The sequence below is a fragment of the Mesorhizobium sp. M7A.F.Ca.US.011.01.1.1 genome (assembly GCF_003998295.1).
Taxonomy (GTDB): domain Bacteria; phylum Pseudomonadota; class Alphaproteobacteria; order Rhizobiales; family Rhizobiaceae; genus Mesorhizobium.
This window is the reverse complement of the sequence record NZ_RZRT01000075.1, coordinates 1-23,944: the sequence shown is the minus strand read 5'-3', so window position 1 is coordinate 23,944 and position 23,944 is coordinate 1. Positions and strand designations below refer to the sequence as shown.

Here is a 23,944-nt window from a genome sequence, read left to right as displayed (position 1 = left end):
TTCGCGAAGATCCATCGAATAAGGCTTGCCCATCCATGCTGACCTCCTTGCCCAGCATGAAGGTTGAATCAGATTTGCACGCCTAAGGGAATCCCAAGCCGATTCAGTCTCATTTCATCCCGCTCTAGGGATGGACTCGCACGGCGGGCAATGGCGGCTTGAGGCCTGGAAGAACTTGGGTTCCTCGCCCCACGAATGTGGGGAGAGGTGGCTCGGCGAAGCCGAGACGGAGAGGGGATTGGCGCCGAAGTGCCAAGTTTTCACAAAGCATCCGCCCCTACGAAGCCCCCGCTCCGGCCGCTTCGCGGCCACCTCTCCCCCATTCATGGGGGCGAGGAACCCAGGTCCTGCAAAGCTACTTCCAGTTCTTGCGCCGCTCGAGCTCGGCGTCGGATGGCTCGCCTGTGACAAAGGAGCCGACCTTGATCTCGCCTGATCGTTCGTAGGTCGCCATGATGACGCCGGTGCTGGAGACCTGCGACTTGGCAAGCCTGAAGGCGGCCGGTATCGCGCTGTCGCCGAACAGCCGCTTGCCCTTGCCCAGCAATAGCGGGAAGATCATCAGCCGAATTTCGTCGATCAGCCCGTTGGCGAGCAAGGTCTGGATCAGATCGCCAGATCCCTGGATGAGCAGGTCCGGCCCATCCTCCTGCTTGAGGCGGCGCAACGTCGCGACGATATCGGGTCCGAGCGCTTGTGTGTTCTGCCAGGTGAGGGTGTCAGGCCGATGCGTCGCCACATATTTGGTCGCGGGGTTGAAGGCATCGGCGATCGGATCTTTCTGATACGGCCAGTAGGCGGCGAAGATGTCGTAGGTTCTGCGGCCGAGCAGCAGGGCGAAAGGCTTGGAGAACAGTTCGTCCATCGCCGCGGCCCCCGCCTCGTCGAAGTAATGGAAGGTCCAGCCGCCGAACTTGAAGCCGCCGACCGGATCCTCTTGCGGGCCGCCGGGCGCCTGCATGACGCCGTCGAGGCTGACGAATGTCGCAGAGATGATCTTTCTCATTCCAAATGCTCCCGTTCTTCGATCCACGCCGTCGGTGGCCGGACTTCAGCCCAAGGACGGCCGGCGAGCCACCGGTCCGACAGGACATATGAAATTTTGGCAAACCGCCGTCATTTGCGAGGTCCGGCTTCGAGACTTTCCGACGAGAACCAGACATCGCCCGATATGGCGGTGGCCGTGTCGTCCGGCGCCTTGTCCTGCACCAGCCAGATCGAGCGGCTGCGCGCGGCCTGCTCGCGGGTGGGGGTCATCGACGCTGAGTCTGCGAGCGAGGCGCCGACACAGGGAATGAACCACGATCGCATGAACGGATCGCAGGCGAAGCCTTTTTGCGTGCGGATCACCATCACCGCCAGTGGGACGCGCTCGGCCGGGCGCCAGGGGAAGATCATGCGGCCGCCAGGCCGCAGCGCCTTCAGCCACCCTGCTGGTGGCGCTGCGACGCCAGCATTGACGTAGATGATGTCGGATGGCGGCAGGGGCGTCGTCACCGCATCGCCATGGACGACCGTTGCATTGCCATATGCTTCGAGATTTTTGTGTGCCAGACCGGCCAGTTTTTCGTCGAGTTCGAAGCCGGTGACGGTGCCGCCTGGTAAAACCAGCCTGGCCAGCACGGCGGTGTAGTAGCCGGTGCCGGCGCCGATATGAGTGACGGCCTCACCAGGTTTAGGCGCAAGCTTTCCGATCCACATGGCGTGCAGGAAGGGCTCGCCATTGTTGATGCCCTTGTCGTCGTCGAGCGTCACCAGCACGTTCTGGTAGACATGGGCCGGGTCGGCGCTCGGCGTCGTGACCTTGCCGTTGCCGGCGATAACCGTCCACGGCCCGGGACCGAGAAACGCTTCGCGCGGCACCTCCGCGAAAGCCGCTTCCAGGCGTGGGTCGGGCGAGCCGGCATTGGCGGCCAGCAGCCGCGCGTAGAATTTCCTGATGTCTTCGATCCGGGCCATGCTGCGGGACAACATAGCGCGGATTGCCGATTTGTCGCGAAACTACCCTCTGCGCAGAGGGTAGCCGATGTCCCGGCGAGGCGGAGCTTAGCCGATCCCGAACAGGGTGTCGTAGAGCAGCTTGAAGTTGAGCCCCAGGATGACTGCGGCGACTACCCAGGCAAGGGCGGCGACGCCGCGCGGAATGGCGAGATTGCCCATCTTCTTCTTGTCGGAGACGAACTGCACCAGCGGGACGACCGCGAAGGGCAGTTGCATCGACAGGATGACCTGGCTGAACACCAGCAACTGGCCGGTGCCCTTTTCGCCATAGAGCGCGGTGACCACCACCACCGGGATGATGGCGAGGCCGCGCGTCAGAAGCCGGCGGGCCCAGTTGGGAATGCGCAGGCGCAGGAAGCCTTCCATGACGATCTGGCCGGCGAGCGTTGCGGTCACCGTCGAGTTCAGGCCGGAAGCCAGTAGAGCGACAGCGAACAGGATCGAGGCGATGCTGAGACCGAGCAGCGGCGACAAGAGCTCGAAGGCCTGGCCGATCTCGGCGACGTCCTGGTGGCCGGTGTTGTGGAAGGCGACCGCCGACACGATCAGGATCGAGGCGTTGACGAACAGCGCCAGCATCAGGGCGATGGTCGAGTCCGTCGTTGCCCATTTGATGGCGTCGCGCTTGCCCTTGTCGGTGCGTTCATAGGCGCGGGTCTGCACGATCGAAGAGTGCAGATAGAGATTGTGCGGCATGACGGTGGCGCCGATGATGCCGATGGCGATGTAGAGCATGGCCGGATTGGTGACGATTTCCGACGACGGCACGAACATGGCATGCAGGATCGAGCCGGCCGGCGGGGCGGCGACGAAGATCTGGATTGCGAAGCAGCTGAAGATGATGATCAAAAGCGCGATGACGAAGGCTTCGAGATAGCGGAAGCCCTTGTTCATCAGCAGCAGCACGAGGAAGGCATCGAGCGCCGTCAGCATGGCGCCGCCGATCAGCGGAATGCCGAACAGAAGTTGCAGCGCGATCGCGGTGCCGATGACTTCGGCCAGGTCACAGGCGATGATGGCCAGTTCGCAGGCGATCCACAGCACGAAATTGACCGGCCGGGGATAGTAGGCGCGGCAGGCTTGGGCGAGGTCGCGGCCGGTGGCGATGCCGAGCCGTGCCGCCAGCGCCTGCAGCAGGATCGCCATCAGGTTGGACAGCATGATGATGAACAGCAGCGTGTAGCCGAACTGTGCGCCGCCGGCGAGGTCCGTTGCCCAGTTGCCCGGATCCATATAGCCGACCGAGACCATGTAACCGGGACCCATGAAGGCGAACAGGCGACGGAACCAGATGCCCGAGTTCGGCACGGCGATGGAGGAATTGACTTCGCGCAGGCTGGGCTGCTCGTCTTCGTCGGGCCTGGCGAACCGCCATGAGGAACGGGAGGCTGTGGCTTCGGCTTCAGACATGAAGGAGGGCTTTCCGCGAGACTGGACAATGTTGCCTTAAGCTATGCCATGGCTCAACATTATGCAATATGCTATATTTCATTGTCGTTGCTTTTAGGCGGCTGGCGGTCATCGGGTGAAACGGCAATCGGAAGCGCTGGTTGCACCTGTGGCGGAATGCAAATAAACGCCTGAAGAATCAGAGCCCGTGCTATGAAAGCGTGGACGGGTAATAGCCTCGGGAGGAGCGCGTATTGGCGCCGAAGAACAGACCAGTCCCGCGTGAGCCGCTGCTCGACGCCGAAATTCATTCGGAGGGATTTCGGCAGCAGCGCGAAGCGCGCCGCAGCGCGCTGGTCGAGGATTATGTCGAGCTGATCGCCGACCTGATCGAAGACGGCAACGAGGCGCGCCAGGTCGACATCGCCGCACGGCTTGGCGTCGCCCAGCCGACAGTGGCCAAGATGCTGACCAGGCTGTGCACCGACGGTTTGGTGTCGCGAAAACCCTATCGCGGCGTGTTCCTGACCGATGCCGGCCGCAAGGTCGCGGAGGAAAGCCGCATCCGCCACCAGACGGTGGAAGCTTTCTTGCGCTCGCTCGGCGTCAGTGCGGAGACAGCGCGCATCGATGCCGAGGGCATCGAGCACCATGTCAGCGCCGAGACGCTGGAAGCCTTCCGCAAGGCGATGACGGCGGCGCGCTGAGCCGCATTGCCTGATTTCCCCAGCCGCCGGAACCGCCGCACGCTACGCACGTTGCTTCTGGCATCCGCGCAAGTCGCGCGGCAAGGAGGAAGCGATGGGCGTTGAACAGGCACCGACCGCAAAGGGCAAGCAGGCGGCCGAGGGACTGAAACAGGCGGCGGCGAGGGACGAGCGCAAGACCGAGGCCGAAACCGGCCGTCCGCTGAAAAAGGGCGCGGCGCGTTTCGAGGAACGTTCGAAAAGTTCCGACGGCAAGAGCGCCGGCGCCAAGCAGAAAGATTAGACGTTTGTCAGCTGACGTCAGCGGTTCTGGGCGAAAGCCGTCTGCCGGGGCATGTGGCGGCGCTTTCAGCAAACCGTTCTTTCACTCACGGACATCCTGAACCCAGCTGCGCGGGTGGCCATCGACGCGGAACTGGAAGATGAAATAGGGCGGGATGCAGGTGCCCTTGCCGGCTTTTGCTTGCGCCAGGTCGTCATAGCCTGATGTGCAGATATAATCCTCGCGGCAGGGATGGGCCTTGTCGCAGGCGCGCAGGCCGGCGGTCTTGGTAAATTCCTTCGTGCAGAATTTGTGGTCCTTGCCCGACGCGATGCAGTCGTTGAAGCCGGTCTTGGCCAGACGCCCGCACGTCGCCTCGTCGGGAAGCTTGTCGCAGCTCGCCTTGCGCAGCATGCCGCCGGGAAAGCCGCCGGTCTTCTGCTGCGGATTGTCGTAGCGCTGGCGCGCGGCGCCATAGCCGGCGAGTTTGACCAGCGGCTTCTTGTCCTTCGCGGGGTCGATGGCGCAGGCCTTGGCGGTGGCCGGCGACAGGCGGCAATATTGGTCGCTGCCCCAGCTCGACATCCTGATCTCGCCGAACTCGACGGGGTCGCCGACCGCCGTGCCGGCTTCACTGACGCAGGTGCCGAAGCCCGGATGGATGGCGCTTTCATGGACGCCGGCGCAGCGCAGGCCGGTGCCGCAGCTCCAGTCCTTGAAGCTTGGATCCTCGCCGCGATAGCAGATCGAGCCCCAGCCATTGTAGAGGTCGGTGCCTTTCAGCGCCTCGGCATATCTGGCGTCGGGACGGGCGGCGAAGCCGCGTGCAAAGTCCGGGTGACTGCCGGCGGCGAACTGCTCGACGACGGCGCGGCGGCGTGGCAGGTCGGCGAAAAAGACGGCCGAACCCGGCACAAAGACGGCGTTGCGGCGCGGCTCGCTCGCCGGATCGGCGCCGGTGTAGTGGAAGCCGGCAATGCCATGCGTCTGGTGGCAGCCGGTGCAGCTCATCTCGTTGAGCCGCAACTCGAAGCCGGCCACCGACTTGATGGTCGCGAGCCTGTTGCCTTTGGCGACATAGTCCTTCAGCGCCTTGTCGATGTCGGCGTCGTCCACCAGCCCGTAGGCAATGTTGTTCTGCGACCGGCTGAGGCCGCCGGGTGCGACGGAGACGGCGCTCCTGGCCAGGAATTTTTCGTCGATGACCAGCCGGCCATGATCCAGATCGTAGATGTTGCGGTCGGTGAGCAGCCATTTGGCGAAGGATGGCTTGTCGGCCAGCACAATGGCGCGGTCGATCTGGTTTTCCATCTTCGCTTCATAGAAGCTGGACGCAGCCGGATCCCATTTGAAGATCTTCAGGAGATATTCGGCATGGCCGCCGAAATCGCGCCGCGTCGAGGCCGACAGGCGCAGCACCTGCATGTTGAGTTCGAGCCGCATGATCTGCGACGAATTCAGCATGGTGCCTGACAGCGGCCCTTCGTCGGAGCGCAGCCAGGCGGCAAGCTGGTCGGGTGGCAGGTCTTTTTTTCCAGCTGCCAGCCAGCGCTGGGCAACATCGGCGCAGGACACGTCAGTGGCGCTTGGCAGGTCCTTCGAGGCGCGCGCTTGTGCCTGCCTGGGTTTGGCGTTGAACACCAGGCTCATGGTCAGCGGCAGGCGCGAGGAAATGCGCTGGCCCGCCTTTCCCTTGGCCGGCTTTTCCGCCACCGAATAGTGGAAACGGTAGATCAGCCGGATCTCGCCGCATTCGGTGTGGCCGAGATAGCCGCGGTCCATGCGGTTGACGACGCCGGTGAGGTCCAGCGTCGAGCCATCGTCGTCGATGTATTTCGGGTTGAATTTCTGGCTGGTGTCCTTCGACTTCGCCATATCAGCGACATAGGGGTCCGGACTGGTCTTCGGTTCGTCGGCGATCTGCTGCTTGACTGTGTCGCGCACCGTGGCCAAAGCCGGCACTGAAAACAGGCCGCGATTGTCGACCTCGCGGGTGAGGCCGAGTGCGGGGCCCAGCAGGCGGCTGATCGACAGGCCGCCACGCTCCAGCGCCTGCAAGGTGGCGGGTTCGGTGACGGCTACGCTGGAATCGAGCGTGGCGGCACGGGCGGACCCGATGCCGAAACAAGTCAATGCCGTCAGCAACAGCAGGAATTGGCCGATCGTCCGCAAGCGCCCCTCGCTTCCCAGAGAAACGGACATTAACGGTCTTCGATAGTCTCGGCCATGGGGACGATTGCAACGCCGAGCCGCTCGCCGCAACGAACTTGGCCGCCAGGCGACCCGTATGGCCAAAAGGCCATCGAAAAATGCTGTGACTTGGCGCAACCATTGGGATAATTGTTTGTTGCCCCGGAACAGCGGGGAAGTTGCTGCACGAGGAGTTGCCATGCTCTGGAAGGGCCGTCGTCAGAGTGACAATATCGAGGACGACCGCAGCGACAGCGGCGGTGGCGGACTCGGCGGCGGCGGTGGCCAGTTCCGCATTCCGATCGGCGGCCGCACCGGTGGCGGCGGCAGCATCTTCCTCGTCATCCTGGTGGTGCTGGCCGGATGGTATTTCGGCTTCGATCCGTCGACGATCCTGGGTGGCGGCGACGGCGGCCTGCTGCCGGGCGGTGGCGGCCAGATCACCGACAACAGCGGCCAGGACAACGGTGCCTCACCGGCCAATGACGAGATGAAGCAGTTCGTGGCCACAGTGCTGGCCGAGACCGAGGACACCTGGACCGGCATCTTCAAGTCGCAAGGTTTGACCTATGAGGATCCCAAGCTGGTGCTGTTTTCCGGCCAGGTCCGTTCGGCCTGCGGCTTTGCCTCCGCGGCGGCCGGACCGTTCTATTGTCCCGGCGACCACAAGGTCTATCTCGACATGACCTTCTTCCAGCAGCTCGATCAGCAGTTCGGCGCTTCGGGCGAATTCGCGCGGGCCTATGTGATCGCGCATGAGGTTGGCCACCATGTGCAGAACCTGACCGGCATCATGTCCAAGTTCAACCAGATGCGGCAAAGCATGGGTGAGGTCGAGGCCAACCAGATGTCGGTGCGCATCGAACTCCAGGCCGACTGCTTCGCTGGTGTGTGGGCGCACTACACCGCGCAGAAGGGCATATTGGAGCAGGGCGACATGGAGAGCGCACTGAATGCCGCCAAGCAGATCGGCGACGACACGCTGCAGAAGAAGACGCAGGGCTATGTCGTGCCGGAAAGCTTCAACCACGGCACCTCGCAGCAGCGGCAGACCTGGCTGGCGCGCGGTTACAAGAGCGGCAAGCTGTCGGAGTGCAACACGCTGAGCGGGCCGATCTGACAGACCGTTTTCGAGCTTCACCTGCCGGCGATGCTGCCGTCAGGGGATGTCAGGATGAATAGATTCGGCCTGTTCCTGCATTGTTCCTTTCCGCGAGCTCGCCTATAAGGTGCGTCCGCTTGCGCTTAGGGCGAGCAGAGGAGCTTGATCCTGCATGATCGACCCCAAAACCGCCAGACGGGGCCTTGCGCTCGTCTTCACCACGCTGTTGCTCGACATTATCGGCTTCGGCATGATCATGCCGGTGCTGCCGGCCTATCTCCGGGAATTGACCGGGGTCAGCATCAGCGGCGCGGCGATCGAAGGCGGCTGGCTGTTCTTCGTCTATGCGGCGATGCAGTTCGTCTTCGCGCCGATCATGGGCGGCTTGAGCGACCGGTTCGGGCGGCGGCCGATCCTGCTCGCATCGGTGCTGACCTTCTCCATCGACAATCTGATCTGCGCGGTCGCCTGGTCCTACCCGATGCTGTTCATCGGGCGTGTACTGGCCGGCATTTCAGGCGCCAGCTATTCGACGACTTCAGCCTTCATCGCCGATATTTCGAACGATGAGAACCGGGCAAAGAATTTCGGCCTGCTCGGTATCGCGTTTGGCGTCGGCTTCGTCATCGGGCCGGTTCTGGGCGGGCTGCTCGGTACGTTCGGGCCGCGCGTGCCGTTCTATTTCGCCGCCGGGCTCGCCTTCGTGAATTTCCTCATTGCGTTGTTTTTCCTCCCGGAAACGCTCGATGACAAGCATCGCCGCCGCTTCGAGTGGAAACGCGCCAATCCGGTCGGCACGCTGCTCCAGATGCGCCAATATCAAGGCATCGGCTGGATCGGGCTCACCTTCTTCCTGATGACGCTCGGGCACATGATGTATCCGGCGGTGTGGTCGTTCGTCTCCAGCTACCGCTATGGCTGGAGCGAGCAGCAGATAGGCTTCTCGCTCGGCGCCTTCGGCCTGTGCGGTGCGATCGTCATGGCGACGGTGCTGCCGCGCGTGATCCCGAGGCTTGGCGAGTGGAAGACGGCGGTCATCGGCCTGACATTCACGGCAGCCAGCGCTTTCGGCTATGCCTTCGCGTCGCAAGGCTGGATGATCTATGCGGTGATCGTCGTCGGCTGCCTGGAAGCGCTGGCCGATCCGCCGCTGAGGAGCCTCGCCGCCGCCAAGGTGCCGCCTTCGGCCCAGGGCGAATTGCAGGGGGCGATGACCTCGATCTTCTCGATCACCTCGATCATCACGCCGCTGCTCTATACGGCGATCTTTTCCTGGTTCACCGGGCCAAGCGCGCCGGTGACCTTCGGCGGTGCGCCCTATCTGGTCGGCGCATGTTTTCTGACGCTGGCGGTCATCGTCTTCGTCACCAAGGTGGCGAGGCCCGTGGCGCGCACAAACGTCGTCACCGGCGTTGCAGAAGATGGGGCGCAGGTATGAGCCATGACAGCCGAAATGGCGCTCACCTGGGAGGGCCATCCCAGAAGCCAGCGAGGGCCGGTCGGTGGCTTGGACATTCCGATGCGTTCGCTGTGAAGCGCCAATCGTACCTGACGCTTGCGCCGCCCCTCATTGCCCTGCCGGGCATTTCTCCCCGTATAGTGACGGGGAGAAAGATGCTGTTGTCCGATGGTTTCACCAATTATCTACGTTGCGAGAAGAACGCCGAGAGTGCGGCCAGCTTCCTTCTCCCCGTCACTATACGGGGAGAAGATGCCGGCAGGCAGATGAGGGGCGGCGCAAGCGGATCGCGCTAAGCCCGTTCAGCCAGCAATTCCTCGCCGCGCTTTTCGCGGATCAAATTGACGAAGCGGCGGAACAGGTAGTGCGAATCCTGCGGGCCGGGCGAGGCCTCGGGGTGATGCTGGACCGAGAATACCGGCCGGCCGGTCAGCGTGATGCCGCAGTTCGAACCATCGAACAGCGAGACGTGGGTTTCCTCGACGCCTGATGGCAGCGAGTCGGCATCGACGGCAAAGCCGTGGTTCATCGAGACGATCTCGACCTTGCCGGTGGTGTGGTCCTTGACCGGATGGTTGGCGCCGTGATGGCCCTGATGCATCTTGGCGGTCTTGCCGCCCAGCGCCAGCGCCAGCATCTGATGGCCGAGGCAGATGCCGAACACCGGGATGTCGGTCTTCAACAGATCCCGGATGACCGGTACGGCATAGTCACCGGTGGCTTCCGGGTCGCCGGGGCCGTTGGAGAGAAAAATGCCGTCCGGCTGCATGGCGAGGATTTCTTCAGCACCGGTCTTGGCCGGGACCACGGTGACCTTGGCGCCGAGGCCGGCGAGCAGGCGCAATATGTTGCGCTTGACGCCGTAGTCGATGGCAACGACATGCATTGTCGGCTCGGTCTGCTCGCCAAAGCCTTCGTTCCACACCCAGGGCGTCTCGCGCCAGACCGAGGACTGGCCCGAGGTGACATCTTTGGCGAGGTCGAGCCCGATCAGGCCCGACCATGCGGTGGCGCGCCGCTTCAGATCGTCGAGATCGAACACGCCGTCGGGCGCGTGTGCGATGACGGCGTTGGGCATGCCCTTTTCGCGGATCAGCGCGGTCAGCGCGCGGGTGTCGATGCCCGACAGGGCGACGATGCCGCGCTTCTTCAGCCACTGGTCGAGGCCGGTGCCGGCGCGGTAGTTGGACGGGTTGGTGACATCGGCCTTGAACACGGCGCCGACGGCGCCGGCGTGGGCCGCGGGATTGAGGTCCTCGATGTCCTCGTCATTGGTGCCGATGTTGCCGATATGCGGGAAGGTGAAGGTGACGATCTGGCCGGCATAGGACGGGTCTGTGAGGATTTCCTGGTAGCCGGTCAGCGCCGTGTTGAAGCAGACTTCGGCGACGGCGGAGCCGGTGGCGCCGAGACCGCGACCTTCGATGACGGTGCCGTCGGCCAGCACCAGAAGGGCAGTCGGCTTTTCAGTGGCCCAAGCGGGGGTCAAGGCGGGCGTCATCTCGGCCATGCGGCACTCCTATCAGGCCGCGCGCTGCAACCGGCCCGGCGGGCCATCTGCGCGGCAAACGGCGCGAAGCGGCGATTTCGCGGCCTCCACGCAGTCAAATTTCCGTTCATGCAAGGCCCAGTACATAGGGGAAGGGGGCAGAGCGGTCAATGATCATGCGAAATGCCGCCATGTTTTATTTCGCCTAGCAAAATCAGCGGCTTGCCCCGGCATATCAGGGTTTGCCTTGGCTCGCCCCCGGCGCTATTGTCCGCGCCGATCGAAGGAGAATCCACCATGCGCGGCAAAATCGCCGAATCCCTGAAGAGCGCGATGAAGGCGCAGGACAAGCATCGGCTGCCGACATTGCGGCTGATCCAGGCGGCCATTCACGACCGCGACATCGCCAATCGCGGTTCGGGCAAGGAGCCGGCCAGCGATGAGGAGATCCTGCAGATCCTGGCCAAGATGGTGAAGCAGCGCGAGGAATCGGCCAAAGCCTTCGACGACGGCAAACGGCCGGAACTCGCCGCGCAGGAGCGCGGCGAGATGGAGATCATCCGCACCTTCCTGCCGACGCAGTTGGACGATGCGGCGGTGGCGGCTGCGGCGCGCGAGGCGATCGCCGCGACCGGTGCGGCCAGCCAGAAGGACATGGGCAAGGTGATTGCCGCACTGAAGCAGAAATATGCCGGCCAGATGGATTTCGGCAAGGCGAGCGGCATCGTCAAGGGTCTGCTGCAGTAGGGTGCTGTCCATCTCGTCGCTTGGGTGGCCGACCGGGCGGCTCCTCCCGGAACCCAGATCCGTCCGGAATCGAAGTCCAGGAATTGGAACTCGGATACCGCCGAGATGTTTATCCGTCATGCAACTGGAGAGATGTCATGACTGAGAACGAAACCCGCTACGAAACCGGCGCGACGAAATATCCGGCAAAGACCGATGCCGACGCTTCCGATGAATTCGCCCAGGATGCGGCCGCCAACAAGAAGCCCGCCAGCGGTATGGGGCTCACCCGCCGGGTGGGCGAAGTGGAAGACCGAACCCGCCAGTCGGACGGACAAAACCCGCCAAGGCAAGGCACGCCGAGCGCCGCAACCGAAAAGACGTCCGGGGCCGGCCCCGCTATGGCGGAGCGTTCAAAGGACGCCAAGGCTCCGAAGAGCGGTCGCCAGCCTGGAGCGTATGTCAAGAAGTGATCGCTGGACGGGACCCGAGAGGTCCTGGCATTGCACGGCCGGTCATTAACGACCGATTTCCCACTTGCGCCTTTCGCGACTGGTTGGTCGGTATCTGTCCGGCGGGCCTCCTCGGCTACAATGCACGGCGCAATGTCGGCGCTTCCTGCTGGATATGATCCCACAGCCGGTTGGCGATCGGCCCATGCGGCCGGTCACGGCGCCGCGCCACCACCAGTTCGTCGGTGCGGCCCGGCAGATGGCGGCCGGCAATGGATTGCAGGCGCCCGTCATGCAGTTCTTCCTCGATCAGGAAGCGGGGCAGGTGGCCCCAGCCAAGGCCCTGCAGGATTATCTCCTTCTTCATGCCCTGGTCGGCGACGAGGCATTGCGGCGCGCCTTCGATCAGCGAATAGTTTTGTTGTGGCGAATGGCGGGCGCTGTCGCGCATGACGCATTGGGTGAGTGCCTGCATCTGGTCCAGAGTGATCGGCTGCTCGATACGCTCGGGCAGAAAGCCCGGCGCCACCACGGGAATGAAGGACACCTTGCACAGATCGACCCATTCCACCCGCGCATCGCCCTTGTCGACCCAGTGCAGGATCAGATCGGCTTCGTCATCGAATAGACGCTCCCATGGGCCGCCGACCGCTTCGAAATGCAGATGCAGGCGGGTGCCGGGGCACTGTGCGAAGAACCGCCCGAGCATGCCCAGCACATGCGGGCGCGGGCACAGATCGCCTATCACCACGTGGATCTCGCTTTCCTCACCCATCGCCAACTGGGCGGCATGGACGCGCAAACCGTCCAGCTCGCGCAGCAGCGATAGCGCTCGGCGGTGGAACGATAGCCCAGCCTCGGTTGCACGCACGCGATAGCCGCTGCGGTCCAGAAGGCAAAGGTCGAGCTGTCGCTCCAGCTTGGCGACGGCAGCGAACACCGCCGGATGCGAACGATGCAGCACGGCCGCCGCAGGCTGAAAGCCGCCGGTGCGAATCACCGCATCGAAGCATTGAAGGTCGTGGAGAGTAAATTCGGCCATATCGGTTTTTATTACAAAGATTGTCCCATCTTTGTAATATCAACAAAATTATCCCTCGGCTACGTTTGGCCTCATTCAAACGTTCCAGAAGGAATTTTCATCATGAACAAGCTGAATTTCGTCACGACGGGCGACGGCACGCGCATCGCCTACCGCTTCGACGGCGAGGCAAGCAAGCCGGTGCTGGTGCTATCGAATTCCATCGGCACCACGCTGCACATGTGGGACAGGCAGATCGGCGAGTTGTCGAAGCATTTCCGTGTCCTGCGCTACGATTTTCGCGGCCATGGCGGATCAAGCGTTCCCGTCGGCGCCTACTCGCTCGACCGGCTTGGCCGCGACGTCATCGAACTGCTCGACGCGCTCGACCTGCAACGAGTACATTTCCTTGGCCTGTCGCTTGGCGGATTCGTCGCGCAGTGGCTCGGCATCCACGCGCCCGAGCGGATCGACCGGCTGATCCTGAGCAACACCTCGTCTCATCTCTCGCCGGCAAGCTATTTCGACGAGCGGATTGCCGCGGTGCGGCAGGCGCCGGACATGTCGGAAACCGCCGAGACGTTCCTGAGCAACTGGTTCCCCGCGTCGATGGTTGCCGCCAACGAGCCCGTGGTCGAAGAGTTTCGCACCATGCTGCTGGCTATCGACCGGCAAGGCCTGGCGGGCCTGTTCGCGGCGGTTCGCGACGCCGATCTTCGCCGCACCGTAGCACTGATACCGCGGCCGACGCTGGTGATCGCCGGTCGGGACGACACGGTGACAGCAGCCAGCCGCGGCGAGATGATTGCCGCGGCGGTGCCCGGCGCGAAGCTGATAGTGCTGCCCGCGGTCCATCTGTCGAACATCGAGTATCCGGCAGAGTTCATTCAGGCTGTGGTCGATTTCCTGCGCTGAGCTGGAGCGCGACGGAAAGGCGTCCGGCGCCAGTCCGGCGGCCGCCGAACGTTCAAAGGAGGCCATGGTTCAGAAGAGCGGGCGGCAGTCGGAGCCCTGCGTCAACGTGAGCGGCGGTCCGAACCGAGCCATCCGGCGAAAAGCTTGTTCGACGCCTTTCGGAACGATCCCGTCACCTTGCCATTATCAGCACGAGGGCAGGCTCGGACACGCCGTGACCCGACCTTTGAGGCGGCCGGTGACTTTCGAGCGCCAACACGAACACGCCGGAGGAAACGATGACTGGACGCAAAACCCACGATCAACAAATTCGCATCATTGAAGAGCGGGAAAACACAAAGAACGCGGGCGAGGATTTCGATGCAGAGGCGGATCTGAAACGATCAGCGGCGGAACGCGAAGCGCTGCGCAAGGGATCGGACATGAGGACCGACACACCGGACCTCGTCGATCCGGACGACCGCAACATCCTTCGCGGCAAAAATCAGGAAAGCGTCCATCACAAAAACCGTCCTGACGACTAGATGAGCACCGATCCTGGAAACATTTGGATAGATTGGAGGCAGCCATGGCACACGGCGGCAAGAAACACATTGGAGCGGGTTCACAGGGAAAAGGTTCCGGGACAGGCGCCATGACCGTAACGCCAAAGGACAAGCTCGAAGAAAACAAGGTACTGTCCAATCGCGACAAGGCACAGCATTCCAAAGAACGCGGTTTGGACTCCAGGCAGGTCGCGACTGAGCAGCATCAGGATCATGCCGCCAACCGTTTACGGGACTGACGCCCTGCTGGACGCCAGCCTCGGCGCGCCGCTCGGAGGCCGTCAGAGTCGTTGCCGTCGCTATTTGACGCCGAGGCTCTCGGGCCAGAGCGCCTGGATTTCCTTCGGCAGCGCATCGCGCACCTTGGCCGACTGGCCCAGATCAATATGCCGTGCAAGAACTCGGAACACCGAGCGTGCCGCCTCCTCGGGATCGACGGGGCGGATCGATTTCAATTCCTCGCCGATGTGCTGCGAGAAGTTTTCAAGGGAGCGCGTTTTGTCCGGCTCGGCTGCGGGCCGGTAGTGGTCGTAATAGGCGCCGCGCACCAGGAGCGGCAGTTCCGCCCCAAGTTTGGCCGCAAGCCCGATCTGCAGCCTGTCCCTTACGGTCCGTAAGAGCGCGCCCAATATGTGCCATGCAATCCGCCGATCCGGCATGGCACGCATCAGGCACTACTACACCGAGCTTACTCCCTCGATGGCGCGCTATCTGGTTCACTCCACTCATGACAACCAAACGGCTCTGCTGGCCGATGTCGGCCTCAAGCCAAGGCCCTGGCAAGCGTTCGCCGGAACCGCAGGGATGGTGAATGTCGTCAACGGTGCCATCGCCGGTGTCTTTGCCGGCGTGATGCTCAAGGTTGTCATTGGCTCGACAGTCAGTCTCGCCGTGACTTTTGGCATTCTAGCCTTTGCGGTGAGCAATTGGTGCCTCTGGCAACATCACACGCGCAGTTGGGCAAGTGCGGAACACAAGCTGAAGGTGCTGTTTCCGAACGTGCCGGACAGCGACGGCGAGGCGCGGATCGGATGACCCGTTCGAGAGGGACGGCAGAAGCACCAACTCGCTAGGCGGAAACCTCAAGCACGATCTTGCCACGCACATGCTCATTTTCCAGCCGTTCTTCCGCTTTGGCGACCTCTCCAAGAGGGTAGGTGGCTTGCACGAAGGGGGTGACCTTGCCGGCGTCGATAAGGCGGCCGATCTCGGCAAGGTGCGCCGCGTTCGGCTTGGCCAGATAGGAGACGCCACGCGCCCGACGCAAGTTTGCCTTTTCCTGCGACGGTTGGGAAAGAGTGGAAACGAGCGTCCCGCCTGGCTTGAGCACCTCCCAGGAACGGTCCTGCGTGTCGCCCGCGATAAGGTCGAACACCAGGTCGACCGCATCGACGACCTCTTCGAAACGCTGATTCTTGTAGTCGACCGTCTGATCGGCGCCAAGCTCACGCACGAAAACGACGTCCTCGGCGGAAACGGTTGTCGCGACGAACGCGCCCGCGGCCTTGGCCAGTTGGATCGCCAGATGACCGACGCCGCCGGCGCCGCCATGGATGAGAACCCGTTGCCCGGATTTTAGGCCGCCATGGTCGAAAAGGCCCTGCCATGCAGTGATGCCGGCAAGCGGCACCGCCGCGGCTTCGACATGGCTTAGACGATCCGGTTTCGCAGCCGCCTCCGTCGCCTTGACCACGACATATTCGGCATTGCCGCCCCGGTCATGACCAAGCATCGCAAATAACGGGTCGCCCTTCTTCAACGTATGCGCCCGCGTACCGCATATTTCCACCGTGCCGGACACGTCGCGCCCGAGCGTGATCGGCAGGGTTTCGCTCACCGACCCTTCGCGGGTCTTGTAGTCGATCGGATTGACGCTTGCGGCGCGGACCCTGAGCACAACCTCGTCGTCAAGCGGCTGAGGCGAGGGGACTTGATCGATCGAAAGGACCTCAGGTCCGCCAAAAGCGTGGATGCGGACTGCTTTCATGTCGGCATACCTCCTATTGTTTGGCTGTCGGCGACGGTGTCTGCAGGGCTGCCGTCAGCGGCTGTGCAGCCCGGGTTGCGGAGGCAGGCACACCGGTTTCCAAGCGGGCCACCGTCAGATGATCGGCGGCCAATCCGTCATGGTCAGGCCGCCGCAAGGACGCCCAGTCCTGCTAAGCCGTAGACTGCGTCGGCGGGTTCTGATTCATCATCCACAGCTCGATCGCAGCCAGGACCGCGACCAGAACGCCGATCACAACATGCACGCCCATGGCTGTGGTTGCCTGGAATCCAAGCACCCAGGGGGACGCAAGTACCCAAAGACCCACAACGAGGTTCAGCCATTCCTCCCAGACAGCAAAGGCGAAGAGGGCGGCAACCGAAAGCACGACAATCACGATGCCGCTGCCCATGGCATTCTGGGACTGTGTCCCCGCCGCGAAGGCGAATATCCAGGGAGAGAAGAAGAGTATCGCTCCAAGAATCAGATTTGCTACGTCACAAAGCTTGGCGTTTGACCACTGGTTCATGATTTTTCTCCATCAAGCGTGCTCTCCACGCTTCCGAAGCTCAACCGGCTGGCCTTGAAACCGTCGGTCACATGGCGGCAAGGCTACAACCAGACTTGCTGGCTTTCTAACTGGATAGCAGGCCGTTGGTTCCGATCAACAAATCTGGAGCATAGTCGGCTGAGTGTGCCGTGGGATTCTTCTTCTGCCGGGAACATCCAGCCACTCTTGATCCGTCCGCGAAAAACGCGGCGGGAAGTTGCGAGGTGCAGGCCATTACCTCACCTCTCGACCCATATCGCGTTATGGAAGAGCAACGAGCCGAGATCGCAAACTCCATCCGGCACACAGCTGTTTCGAGTTGCGACATCGAGGAGAGAGGCGGGGCACCGGAGCTACCGGCGCGCGCTGGCCTTGGAGATCGGATTGAATCATTGATGGTGGGTCGCAGGGCTGCCGATCAATGCGGTCGCACGCCGAACATAAAGCGGCGCGGCGGTGCGATGCGGACTTCAAGACGCTTCGCAGATCGGCAGCGGCTGCGGCGGCGGTGCCGGGTGATCCTTCCTGTATTGGGCGATGATCGGCTCGAGGGTCTTTCGCGGCCAGAATTTAGGCGTGCCGATTTCCTTCAGGCAGGACGCGTTCCAGTAGGCGCCCGGCTGTGAATGGTTGGCTGCGACCGCGGCGATGTCGCGCGATTCCGGGTAGATATAGAGCGTCGTCGGATTGTCCTTGACCATCGGGATAATCTGCTGCGCATCCGCCGGCGACCAGCTGGTGCAGCCATTGCTGCGGCCGCCGGCATAGTCGACCAGTTTGCCGAACGGCACGAAGCCGTCATGGTCGGCATGCGAACTTTTCGGGTTTTTGCGCAGGCATAGGCCGTGCAGCACCTGGGCGGCATGGCCGCCGATCACCCGCTGCCTGGCGTTCGCGGCCTCGCCTTCGCCGTCGAACTGGATGAAGGTGCGCTGGAAAACCGCGTCCTGTTTCGCAGCGGTGCGGTAGTAGCCCTTGAACGAGGTTTTTGCCTCGCGGGTGATATAGCCGCCGCCGGCCGTCAACGACGAATCCATCGCATTGCCGAAATTCTTCGCGCACCGCCTGCCATTTGAAAAATCGACAACGCCTTTCAAATTGCGGCCGCTGCCATGACCCGACGAAATCGCGCGAAACGACTGGCTGGCTTCGCAGATGACGTAATAGCGGCGCCCCAGAACGCCATCGCCCAAATCGCTGGGGCGCGTGGCATCCATGGCGAAGTAGCAGGGGTTCTTGACTGCACCTTGCGCGACCTTCTTCCGGTAAAGCGCGCGGGCTCGTTCGAGGACAATTTGTGAGATCTGGCCGTCGCTGTTGCCGACATGAGCCTGCAGCCAGGCCGGAACGTCAGATGGTGCGGCAAAGGATTGAGCCGACATCGTCAAGGCAATGGCGGCGACGAGGAGGCTGAGGATCGGGACGATACCCAGAGGGACGAATCTCAACCGCACCGGATCAACTCCTGCCAAAGCCGTTTCCTTGCGGTGTCGCCGCCGGGAATCGATTCATAAAGGGTCTCGCATTATCAGGCGAAACACATCTTGTTTAGCGCACCCTTTGTTTAGCGCGCCCTCCGCAAGTCCGCACGAAGAGCCATGAAGGAGATCGACGCGCGCAAATGCTCCTACGCCGGGATGCTGGCTCCAGGCTTGCAGCGGGCTCCCCGCATCTTTGAATGTCCGCGATTTTCGATACGCAGGGATTGAGCTATCATCTGATTCTGGCGCGCCCACGCCTCCTCCCTCCGCCGGGAAAGCATCGTTCATGCAGGGCTTTCCGATCACCGAACCGACTGTTCGAGCGCCAGGCATAAGGAGGGATTGCGGAAACTGCTCGCACCAGGAGGTTTGCAATGAAGTTGTCCGCGCCGGTCTATTATCTGAAGCGTCGAGCCAGGCTGTTGTCCCGCGAGGCAAAAATTCCGCTCCACGAAGCGCTCGATCGTGTTGCGGCACGGGAAGGCTTCGCCAGCTGGAGTCTGCTTGCAGCCAAGGCAGCCAAGGCAGCCGAGGCGGCGCCTGCCGGCGTACTGTTTGCGCAACTGGCGCCCGGTGACCTGGTCCTGGTCGGCGCGCGACCCGGCCACGGCAAGACGCTGATGAGCCTTGAACTCGCGGTCGAAGCCATGAAATCAGGCCATCGCGGCGTGTTCTTCACGCTGGAATATACGCAACGGGACGTGCTCGACCGGTTTCGCGCCATCGGGGCGGATCCGGCGCGGTTCAACGACCAGTTCGTGTTCGACAATTCCGATGCCATCAGCGCCGACTACATCGTCAGTGCGTTGGCGGCGGCGGCGCGTGGTACGCTGGTGGTCATAGACTATCTGCAACTGCTCGATCAGAAGCGGGAAAACCCGGACCTGATGGCGCAGGTACGCACGCTGAAGGCCTTTGCCCGCGACAGGGGATTGATCCTCGTCTTCATCTCGCAGATCGATCGGTCATACGATCCGGCGAAGAAGCCGGTTCCCGAGATCAGCGACGTGCGGTTGCCGAACCCGCTGGATCTGTCGCTGTTCAACAAGACCTGCTTCCTGAATAAGGGCGAAATCCGGTTCCAGGCGGCAAGCTGACGATCCGGTCAGGCAGCCTTCATCGGGCGGCTGCCGTCAGCTTCAGGAGGTGGGCGATCGAAGCGGGATTGTGTTGCGCGCGCAATGCTTCGGCCGCCTGGCAAACCACTTCGGATATAAGCAGCAGCTGTTTGGCTATCGGGCTTGTCTTGCGCCAGATCATGCCGATCGTCCGCGACGGTTGGGGATTGGCGAAGTGGGCGATGGAGACTGCCGCCGAGCGCGTCTCCACCGGCACGGCCATTTCGGGGATCAAGGTGACGCCGACGCCGGCGCCGACCATCTGCACCAGGGTCGACAGCGAGCTGCCGTCCAGCAACTCGCGCGGCCGTGCCGAATGCATGTTGCAGAACGACAGCGCCTGATCGCGAAAACAATGGCCCTCCTCGAGCAGCAGCAGCCGCATCTCGCGCAGCATTTCGCGGTTGGGCACCGGCTTTCCCTCATCCTCGCCGGGCCGGACCAGCACGAAGTTCTCGGCAAACAGCACGATTTCCGTCAGCGAGGGTTCCGACACCGGCAAGGCAACGATGGCCGCATCGAGCCGGCCGTCGGCCAGTTCCTGGATCAGTTTCTGCGTCTGCGTTTCGCGCACGTGGATATCGAGCCCGTCATGCATGCGGGCGAGGTTGCCGATGATGGCAGGCAGAAGGTAGGGTGCGATCGTGGGGATCACGCCGATGCGCAACCGTCCCACCAGCCGGTCGCGCGAGGCGCGGGCCAGATCCGTCAGCTCGTCCACCGAGCGCAGGATGTCGCGGACGCGCAAGGCGAATTCCTCGCCGAAATTGGTCAGCCGGACCTGACGTGGGCCTCTTTGGAAAAGCGCCGTGCCCAGCGTTTCCTCCAACTCCCGGATCTGCACCGAGATGGCGGGCTGCGAGATCGCGCAGGCATCGGCGGCGCGGCCGAAATGATTGTGCCGCGCCAGCGCCTCGAAATAACGCAACTGCTTCAGCGTCAGGTTTGTCATAATGTCATCTTATCGCTGTAATCAGGAAATCCAACTTAAATTAATCAGGCGGCTTTGCTATACGAGTCGCAACGAAGATGAGGAGCAGTCGGGACCGCCTGGTGAGGCGCATACCCGCAGCAACAGGACATCCAACATATTCGGTCGCGTATCGGGCATATGGTCATCGCGCCAGCCATGAAACGGACCGCCTCCAGGGACATTTCTATGTCCCTGTCACGCAGCAGTTGAACAGCTCAACACAGCCACGATCGGAGAAGAACATGGACGCACAGACCGATGATCCCAGCGCCGGCAAATGCCCCGTTGCACACGGATCCTCCAGCAGGAGCAACCGTGACTGGTGGCCCAACCAACTCGATCTTGGCGTTCTCCATCAGCAATCGAACCTGTCGGATCCGATGGGCGAAGAGTTCGACTATGCCGAGGAATTCAAGTCGCTCGATCTCGATGCGGTGATCAAGGACCTGCACCAGGTGATGACGGATTCGCAGGATTGGTGGCCGGCCGACTTCGGCCATTACGGGCCACTGTTCATCCGCATGGCCTGGCACAGTGCCGGCACCTACCGCATCGGCGATGGCCGTGGCGGCGCCGGGGCAGGCCAGCAGCGTTTCGCACCGCTCAACAGCTGGCCGGACAATGCCAATCTCGACAAGGCGCGCCGGCTGCTGTGGCCGGTCAAGCAGAAATATGGCCGCAAGATCTCCTGGGCCGACCTGCTGATCCTCACCGGCAACGTCGCGCTGGAATCGATGGGTTTCAAGACCTTCGGCTTCGCCGGCGGCCGCGCCGACGTCTGGGAGCCCGAGCAGGACGTCGACTGGGGTTCGGAGACCAAATGGCTCGACGACAAGCGCTACTCCGGTGACCGCGAACTCCAGGGCCATCTCGGCGCCGTGCAGATGGGTCTCATCTATGTCAATCCGGAAGGCCCGAACGGCACGCCGGATCCGCTGGCCTCGGCCCGCGACATTCGCGAGACCTTCGCCCGCATGGCCATGAATGACGAGGAGACCGTGGCGCTGATCGCCGGTGGTCACACCTTCGGCAAGACGCACGGTGCCGGCGATGCGTCGTTGGTTGGCGCGGAGCCGGAGGGCTCGAGCATCGAGGCGCAAGGCCTCGGCTGGTCGAGCAAGCATGCTTCCGGCATTGCCGGCGACGCCATCACCTCGGGCCTCGAAGTGACCTGGACCACGACGCCGACCAAGTGGAGCAACAATTTCTTCGACAATCTGTTCGGCTTCGACTGGGAACTGACCAAGAGCCCGGCCGGCGCCCATCAGTGGACGCCAAGGGGTGGCGCCGGGGCCGGCACCGTTCCGGATGCGCACGATCCGTCAAAGCGCCGCGCGCCGGCAATGCTGACCACCGATCTCGCGCTGCGGGTAGATCCTGCCTACGAAAAGGTGTCGCGGCGCTTCCACGAGCATCCGGAGCAGTTCGCCGACGCCTTCGCCCGCGCCTGGTACAAGCTGACCCATCGCGACATGGGTCCGGTCGCCCGCTATCTCGGCCCGCTCGTGCCGAAGGAAGAGCTGATCTGGCAGGACCCGATCCCGGCGGTCGACCATGAACTGGTCGGCGAGCAGGACATTGCGTCGCTGAAGGCGAAGATCCTTGCATCGGGCCTTTCGGTCTCCGAATTGGTCTCGACTGCGTGGGCCTCGGCCTCGACGTTCCGCAATTCCGACAAGCGCGGTGGCGCCAACGGGGCACGTATCCGACTGGCACCGCAGAAGGATTGGGAGGTCAATCAGCCGGCTGAACTGGCCAAGGTGCTTGCCAAGCTCGAAGCCATTCAGAAGGAGTTCAACGCGGGCAGCAAGAAAGTCTCTCTTGCCGACCTGATCGTGCTTGGCGGCGTCGCCGCGGTCGAGAAAGCCGCGAACGACGGAGGCCATGAGGTGAAGGTGCCGTTCACGCCAGGCCGCATGGACGCCTCGCAGGAGCAAACGGACGTGCATTCCTTTGCCGCGCTCGAGCCAAAGGTCGACGGCTTCCGCAACTATGTCAGGGGCAAGCAGCCGATGTCGGTCGAGGCCATGCTGGTCGACCGGGCGCAGTTGCTGGCGTTGACCGCGCCGGAATTGACGGTGCTGGTCGGCGGTCTGCGCGTGCTCGGCGCCAATACCGGCGGATCGAAGCACGGCGTGTTCACCGACAGGCCGGGCACTTTGACCAACGACTTCTTCGTCAATCTGCTCAGCATGAACACGGTCTGGGATCCGGCCGCCGGCTCTGTTCCGGGTTCGGAAGAGGTGTACGAGGCGCGCGACCGCAAGACCAAGGCGGTCAGGTGGACCGGCACCCGTGCCGATCTGATCTTCGGCTCGCACGCCCAGTTGCGTGCGCTTGCCGAGGTCTATGGCTCCGCGGATGCAAGCCAGAAATTCGCCAGGGATTTCGTGGCGGCATGGACCAAGGTGATGAACGCCGACCGCTTCGACATCGCCTGACTTCGCATAAGGGTACTCCCGCGCGCCTGCGCCGGAGCTCCAGTCCTCCCAAGGACATAAGATCGGGGCCGCGTTTCCAGCGATGGAAACGCGGCCCTTGTCGTAAGAGGCTGCTCCTTGGTGGACCGTGCCTTGCCGGGCAATGCTGCTATTTATCGGCGTAGCGTCTCCGCCGGTGCACCATGATCGAAATCGTCAAACCCGCGCTTGAACATCTGCCATCCTACAAGGTGGCGCTCGAGCGCGGCTGGTCACCGGACAATGTGCGGCTGATGGAAGCGACGCGCGAGCAGCTTGCGGCCATCGAAAAGGATCCCGTGGCCTTTCTTGCCGACCTCGACGATCCCCAGGCCAAGGGCGGCCCGATCAGCTTGCCCGACGGCAAAAAAGTGCCGCGCCTGCCGGGCTTCCGCCGCTGGATCTGGGATGGCGAGGCGTCGGGCTCCATCGGCTTTCGCTGGCAGAAGGGCACGGCGGAACTGCCGCCGCATGTGCTCGGCCATATCGGCTACGCGGTGGTGCCGTGGAAGCGGCGGCGCGGCTACGCCACCGAGGCGCTGCGGCTGATGCTGGACGAGGCGAGAGCGGTCGGCCTGGCTCACGTCGAGATCACCGCCAAGCCGGGCAATCCGGCCTCGCACAAGGTGATCCTGGCCAATGGCGGCAAGCTCGTCGAACGCTTCTTCGAGGACGCCGCCTATGGCGGGGCGGAAAGCTTGCGGTTCCGGATCGAGCTGTAGGGGTGGAGGTTCGAGGAACGGCGCGTGGCTTGAACCAGCACTATGACCTGCATCCGAGATCATCTGGTTGAGCAACAGCCGGAATGAGGCCTTGCAAGACTTGGGTTCCTCGCCCCCATGAAATGGGGGAGAGGTGGCTCGGCGAAGCCGAGACGGAGAGGGGGAATGGCGCAACCCTATCCGGGCGGACTCAAAGAAATCCTCTTCTCATCCGCCGGCGCAGACCCCCTCTCCGACCGCTTCGCGGCCACCTCTCCCCCACTTTCGTGCTATCGCATTCACACATCTCGGTTGCGCTTTGCGCTGAAGGTCGATTCTGTGTCGGCTTGAAGCTCGATGGAGGTATCGATGGCCGGGATGGAATACGGACTGGGGCGATTTGGCGATCGGCGCCTG

24 protein-coding genes are annotated in these 23,944 nt (G+C 62.9%); 13 read left to right on the top strand and 11 right to left on the bottom strand.

From position 1 onward, the window contains the following. Positions 1-355 precede the first annotated feature (355 nt). The 3 genes from EOA13_RS33300 to EOA13_RS33290 form a co-directional block, all read right to left on the bottom strand. On the bottom strand, positions 356-1,006 hold the full coding sequence (locus tag EOA13_RS33300) for a dihydrofolate reductase family protein (RefSeq protein WP_127297510.1): 651 nt from the start codon (positions 1,004-1,006) through the stop codon (positions 356-358). 110 nt (positions 1,007-1,116) lie between these two features. Next, on the bottom strand, positions 1,117-1,959 hold the full coding sequence (locus EOA13_RS33295) for a protein-L-isoaspartate O-methyltransferase (protein WP_164780494.1): 843 nt from the start codon (positions 1,957-1,959) through the stop codon (positions 1,117-1,119). Positions 1,960-2,046: 87 nt separating this feature from the next. Continuing rightward, positions 2,047-3,411: an Nramp family divalent metal transporter gene (locus tag EOA13_RS33290; protein WP_127297508.1), complete on the bottom strand. Its 1,365-nt coding sequence runs from the start codon at positions 3,409-3,411 to the stop codon at positions 2,047-2,049. Positions 3,412-3,644: 233 nt separating this feature from the next. On the opposite strand from EOA13_RS33290, the gene mntR reads away from it, so the two are divergent. After that, positions 3,645-4,097 (top strand): manganese-binding transcriptional regulator MntR, encoded by a 453-nt coding sequence (gene mntR / locus EOA13_RS33285; protein WP_127297507.1) that lies wholly within the window; start codon positions 3,645-3,647, stop codon positions 4,095-4,097. A 94-nt stretch (positions 4,098-4,191) separates the two neighbouring features. Continuing rightward, positions 4,192-4,380: a hypothetical protein gene (locus EOA13_RS33280; RefSeq protein ID WP_127297506.1), complete on the top strand. Its 189-nt coding sequence runs from the start codon at positions 4,192-4,194 to the stop codon at positions 4,378-4,380. An 81-nt stretch (positions 4,381-4,461) separates the two neighbouring features. On the opposite strand, the gene EOA13_RS33275 is transcribed toward EOA13_RS33280, so the two are convergent. Then, entirely contained in the window at positions 4,462-6,561 is a 2,100-nt protein-coding gene (locus tag EOA13_RS33275; protein ID WP_127297505.1) for a hypothetical protein, read from the bottom strand. Between the two features lie 187 nt (positions 6,562-6,748). On the opposite strand from EOA13_RS33275, the gene EOA13_RS33270 reads away from it, so the two are divergent. Further along, a complete protein-coding gene (locus EOA13_RS33270; protein ID WP_127297504.1) occupies positions 6,749-7,669 on the top strand; it encodes a neutral zinc metallopeptidase in 921 nt (306 codons plus the stop codon). A 154-nt stretch (positions 7,670-7,823) separates the two neighbouring features. Further along, positions 7,824-9,089 (top strand): TCR/Tet family MFS transporter, encoded by a 1,266-nt coding sequence (locus tag EOA13_RS33265; RefSeq protein WP_127297503.1) that lies wholly within the window; start codon positions 7,824-7,826, stop codon positions 9,087-9,089. A gap of 313 nt (positions 9,090-9,402) precedes the next feature. Here EOA13_RS33265 and carA read toward each other — a convergent pair whose 3' ends face one another. After that, positions 9,403-10,620 carry a glutamine-hydrolyzing carbamoyl-phosphate synthase small subunit gene (gene carA / locus EOA13_RS33255; protein ID WP_127297502.1) on the bottom strand — a complete coding sequence of 406 codons (1,218 nt, stop codon included), beginning with the start codon at positions 10,618-10,620 and terminating at the stop codon, positions 9,403-9,405. A gap of 276 nt (positions 10,621-10,896) precedes the next feature. Between carA and EOA13_RS33250 the strand changes: the two genes are divergently transcribed. Together EOA13_RS33250 and EOA13_RS33245 are read left to right on the top strand one after the other, a co-directional pair. Then, a complete protein-coding gene (locus tag EOA13_RS33250; protein WP_127297501.1) occupies positions 10,897-11,346 on the top strand; it encodes a GatB/YqeY domain-containing protein in 450 nt (149 codons plus the stop codon). A gap of 137 nt (positions 11,347-11,483) precedes the next feature. Beyond that, positions 11,484-11,798 carry a hypothetical protein gene (locus EOA13_RS33245; RefSeq protein ID WP_127297500.1) on the top strand — a complete coding sequence of 105 codons (315 nt, stop codon included), beginning with the start codon at positions 11,484-11,486 and terminating at the stop codon, positions 11,796-11,798. 115 nt (positions 11,799-11,913) lie between these two features. Here the strand turns inward: EOA13_RS33245 and EOA13_RS33240 are convergent, their stop codons facing one another. After that, positions 11,914-12,819: a LysR family transcriptional regulator gene (locus EOA13_RS33240; RefSeq protein WP_127297499.1), complete on the bottom strand. Its 906-nt coding sequence runs from the start codon at positions 12,817-12,819 to the stop codon at positions 11,914-11,916. Between the two features lie 102 nt (positions 12,820-12,921). Between EOA13_RS33240 and pcaD the strand changes: the two genes are divergently transcribed. The 3 genes from pcaD to EOA13_RS33225 all read left to right on the top strand — a co-directional run bounded on the left by pcaD (position 12,922) and on the right by EOA13_RS33225 (position 14,497). Then, complete coding sequence (pcaD, locus tag EOA13_RS33235) at positions 12,922-13,713, top strand: 3-oxoadipate enol-lactonase (RefSeq protein ID WP_127297498.1); 792 nt, start codon at positions 12,922-12,924, stop codon at positions 13,711-13,713. A 278-nt stretch (positions 13,714-13,991) separates the two neighbouring features. Further along, positions 13,992-14,237: a hypothetical protein gene (locus EOA13_RS33230; RefSeq protein WP_127297497.1), complete on the top strand. Its 246-nt coding sequence runs from the start codon at positions 13,992-13,994 to the stop codon at positions 14,235-14,237. Positions 14,238-14,281: 44 nt separating this feature from the next. Then, positions 14,282-14,497, top strand: a complete 216-nt coding sequence (locus tag EOA13_RS33225) for a hypothetical protein (protein WP_127297496.1) — start codon at positions 14,282-14,284, stop codon at positions 14,495-14,497. Between the two features lie 60 nt (positions 14,498-14,557). Here the strand turns inward: EOA13_RS33225 and EOA13_RS33220 are convergent, their stop codons facing one another. Continuing rightward, the gene (locus tag EOA13_RS33220; RefSeq protein WP_245490555.1) at positions 14,558-14,917 is read right to left on the bottom strand and encodes a DUF2267 domain-containing protein; all 360 of its coding nucleotides are present in this window, start codon (positions 14,915-14,917) and stop codon (positions 14,558-14,560) included. Between EOA13_RS33220 and EOA13_RS33215 the strand changes: the two genes are divergently transcribed. Next, positions 14,916-15,293, top strand: a complete 378-nt coding sequence (locus tag EOA13_RS33215; protein WP_206535342.1) for a hypothetical protein — start codon at positions 14,916-14,918, stop codon at positions 15,291-15,293. The two genes, EOA13_RS33220 and EOA13_RS33215, sit on opposite strands and share 2 nt — an antisense overlap. A gap of 34 nt (positions 15,294-15,327) precedes the next feature. Here the strand turns inward: EOA13_RS33215 and EOA13_RS33210 are convergent, their stop codons facing one another. The 3 genes from EOA13_RS33210 to EOA13_RS33200 all read right to left on the bottom strand — a co-directional run bounded on the left by EOA13_RS33210 (position 15,328) and on the right by EOA13_RS33200 (position 18,249). After that, complete coding sequence (locus tag EOA13_RS33210; RefSeq protein WP_127297495.1) at positions 15,328-16,245, bottom strand: NADP-dependent oxidoreductase; 918 nt, start codon at positions 16,243-16,245, stop codon at positions 15,328-15,330. Positions 16,246-16,417: 172 nt separating this feature from the next. After that, positions 16,418-16,774, bottom strand: a complete 357-nt coding sequence (locus EOA13_RS33205) for an SPW repeat protein (protein WP_127297494.1) — start codon at positions 16,772-16,774, stop codon at positions 16,418-16,420. A 491-nt stretch (positions 16,775-17,265) separates the two neighbouring features. Further along, positions 17,266-18,249, bottom strand: coding sequence for a hypothetical protein (locus tag EOA13_RS33200; RefSeq protein ID WP_127297493.1), 984 nt, complete (start codon positions 18,247-18,249; stop codon positions 17,266-17,268). A 401-nt stretch (positions 18,250-18,650) separates the two neighbouring features. On the opposite strand from EOA13_RS33200, the gene EOA13_RS33195 reads away from it, so the two are divergent. Then, positions 18,651-19,373 carry a DNA helicase gene (locus tag EOA13_RS33195; RefSeq protein ID WP_127297492.1) on the top strand — a complete coding sequence of 241 codons (723 nt, stop codon included), beginning with the start codon at positions 18,651-18,653 and terminating at the stop codon, positions 19,371-19,373. A gap of 19 nt (positions 19,374-19,392) precedes the next feature. On the opposite strand, the gene EOA13_RS33190 is transcribed toward EOA13_RS33195, so the two are convergent. Continuing rightward, on the bottom strand, positions 19,393-20,346 hold the full coding sequence (locus tag EOA13_RS33190) for a hydrogen peroxide-inducible genes activator (protein ID WP_127297491.1): 954 nt from the start codon (positions 20,344-20,346) through the stop codon (positions 19,393-19,395). A 263-nt stretch (positions 20,347-20,609) separates the two neighbouring features. On the opposite strand from EOA13_RS33190, the gene katG reads away from it, so the two are divergent. Both katG and EOA13_RS33180 read left to right on the top strand, forming a co-directional pair. After that, the gene (katG, locus tag EOA13_RS33185; RefSeq protein ID WP_127297490.1) at positions 20,610-22,808 is read left to right on the top strand and encodes a catalase/peroxidase HPI; all 2,199 of its coding nucleotides are present in this window, start codon (positions 20,610-20,612) and stop codon (positions 22,806-22,808) included. A 182-nt stretch (positions 22,809-22,990) separates the two neighbouring features. Beyond that, positions 22,991-23,548: a GNAT family N-acetyltransferase gene (locus EOA13_RS33180; RefSeq protein ID WP_127297489.1), complete on the top strand. Its 558-nt coding sequence runs from the start codon at positions 22,991-22,993 to the stop codon at positions 23,546-23,548. The last annotated feature ends 396 nt before the right edge of the window (positions 23,549-23,944 follow it).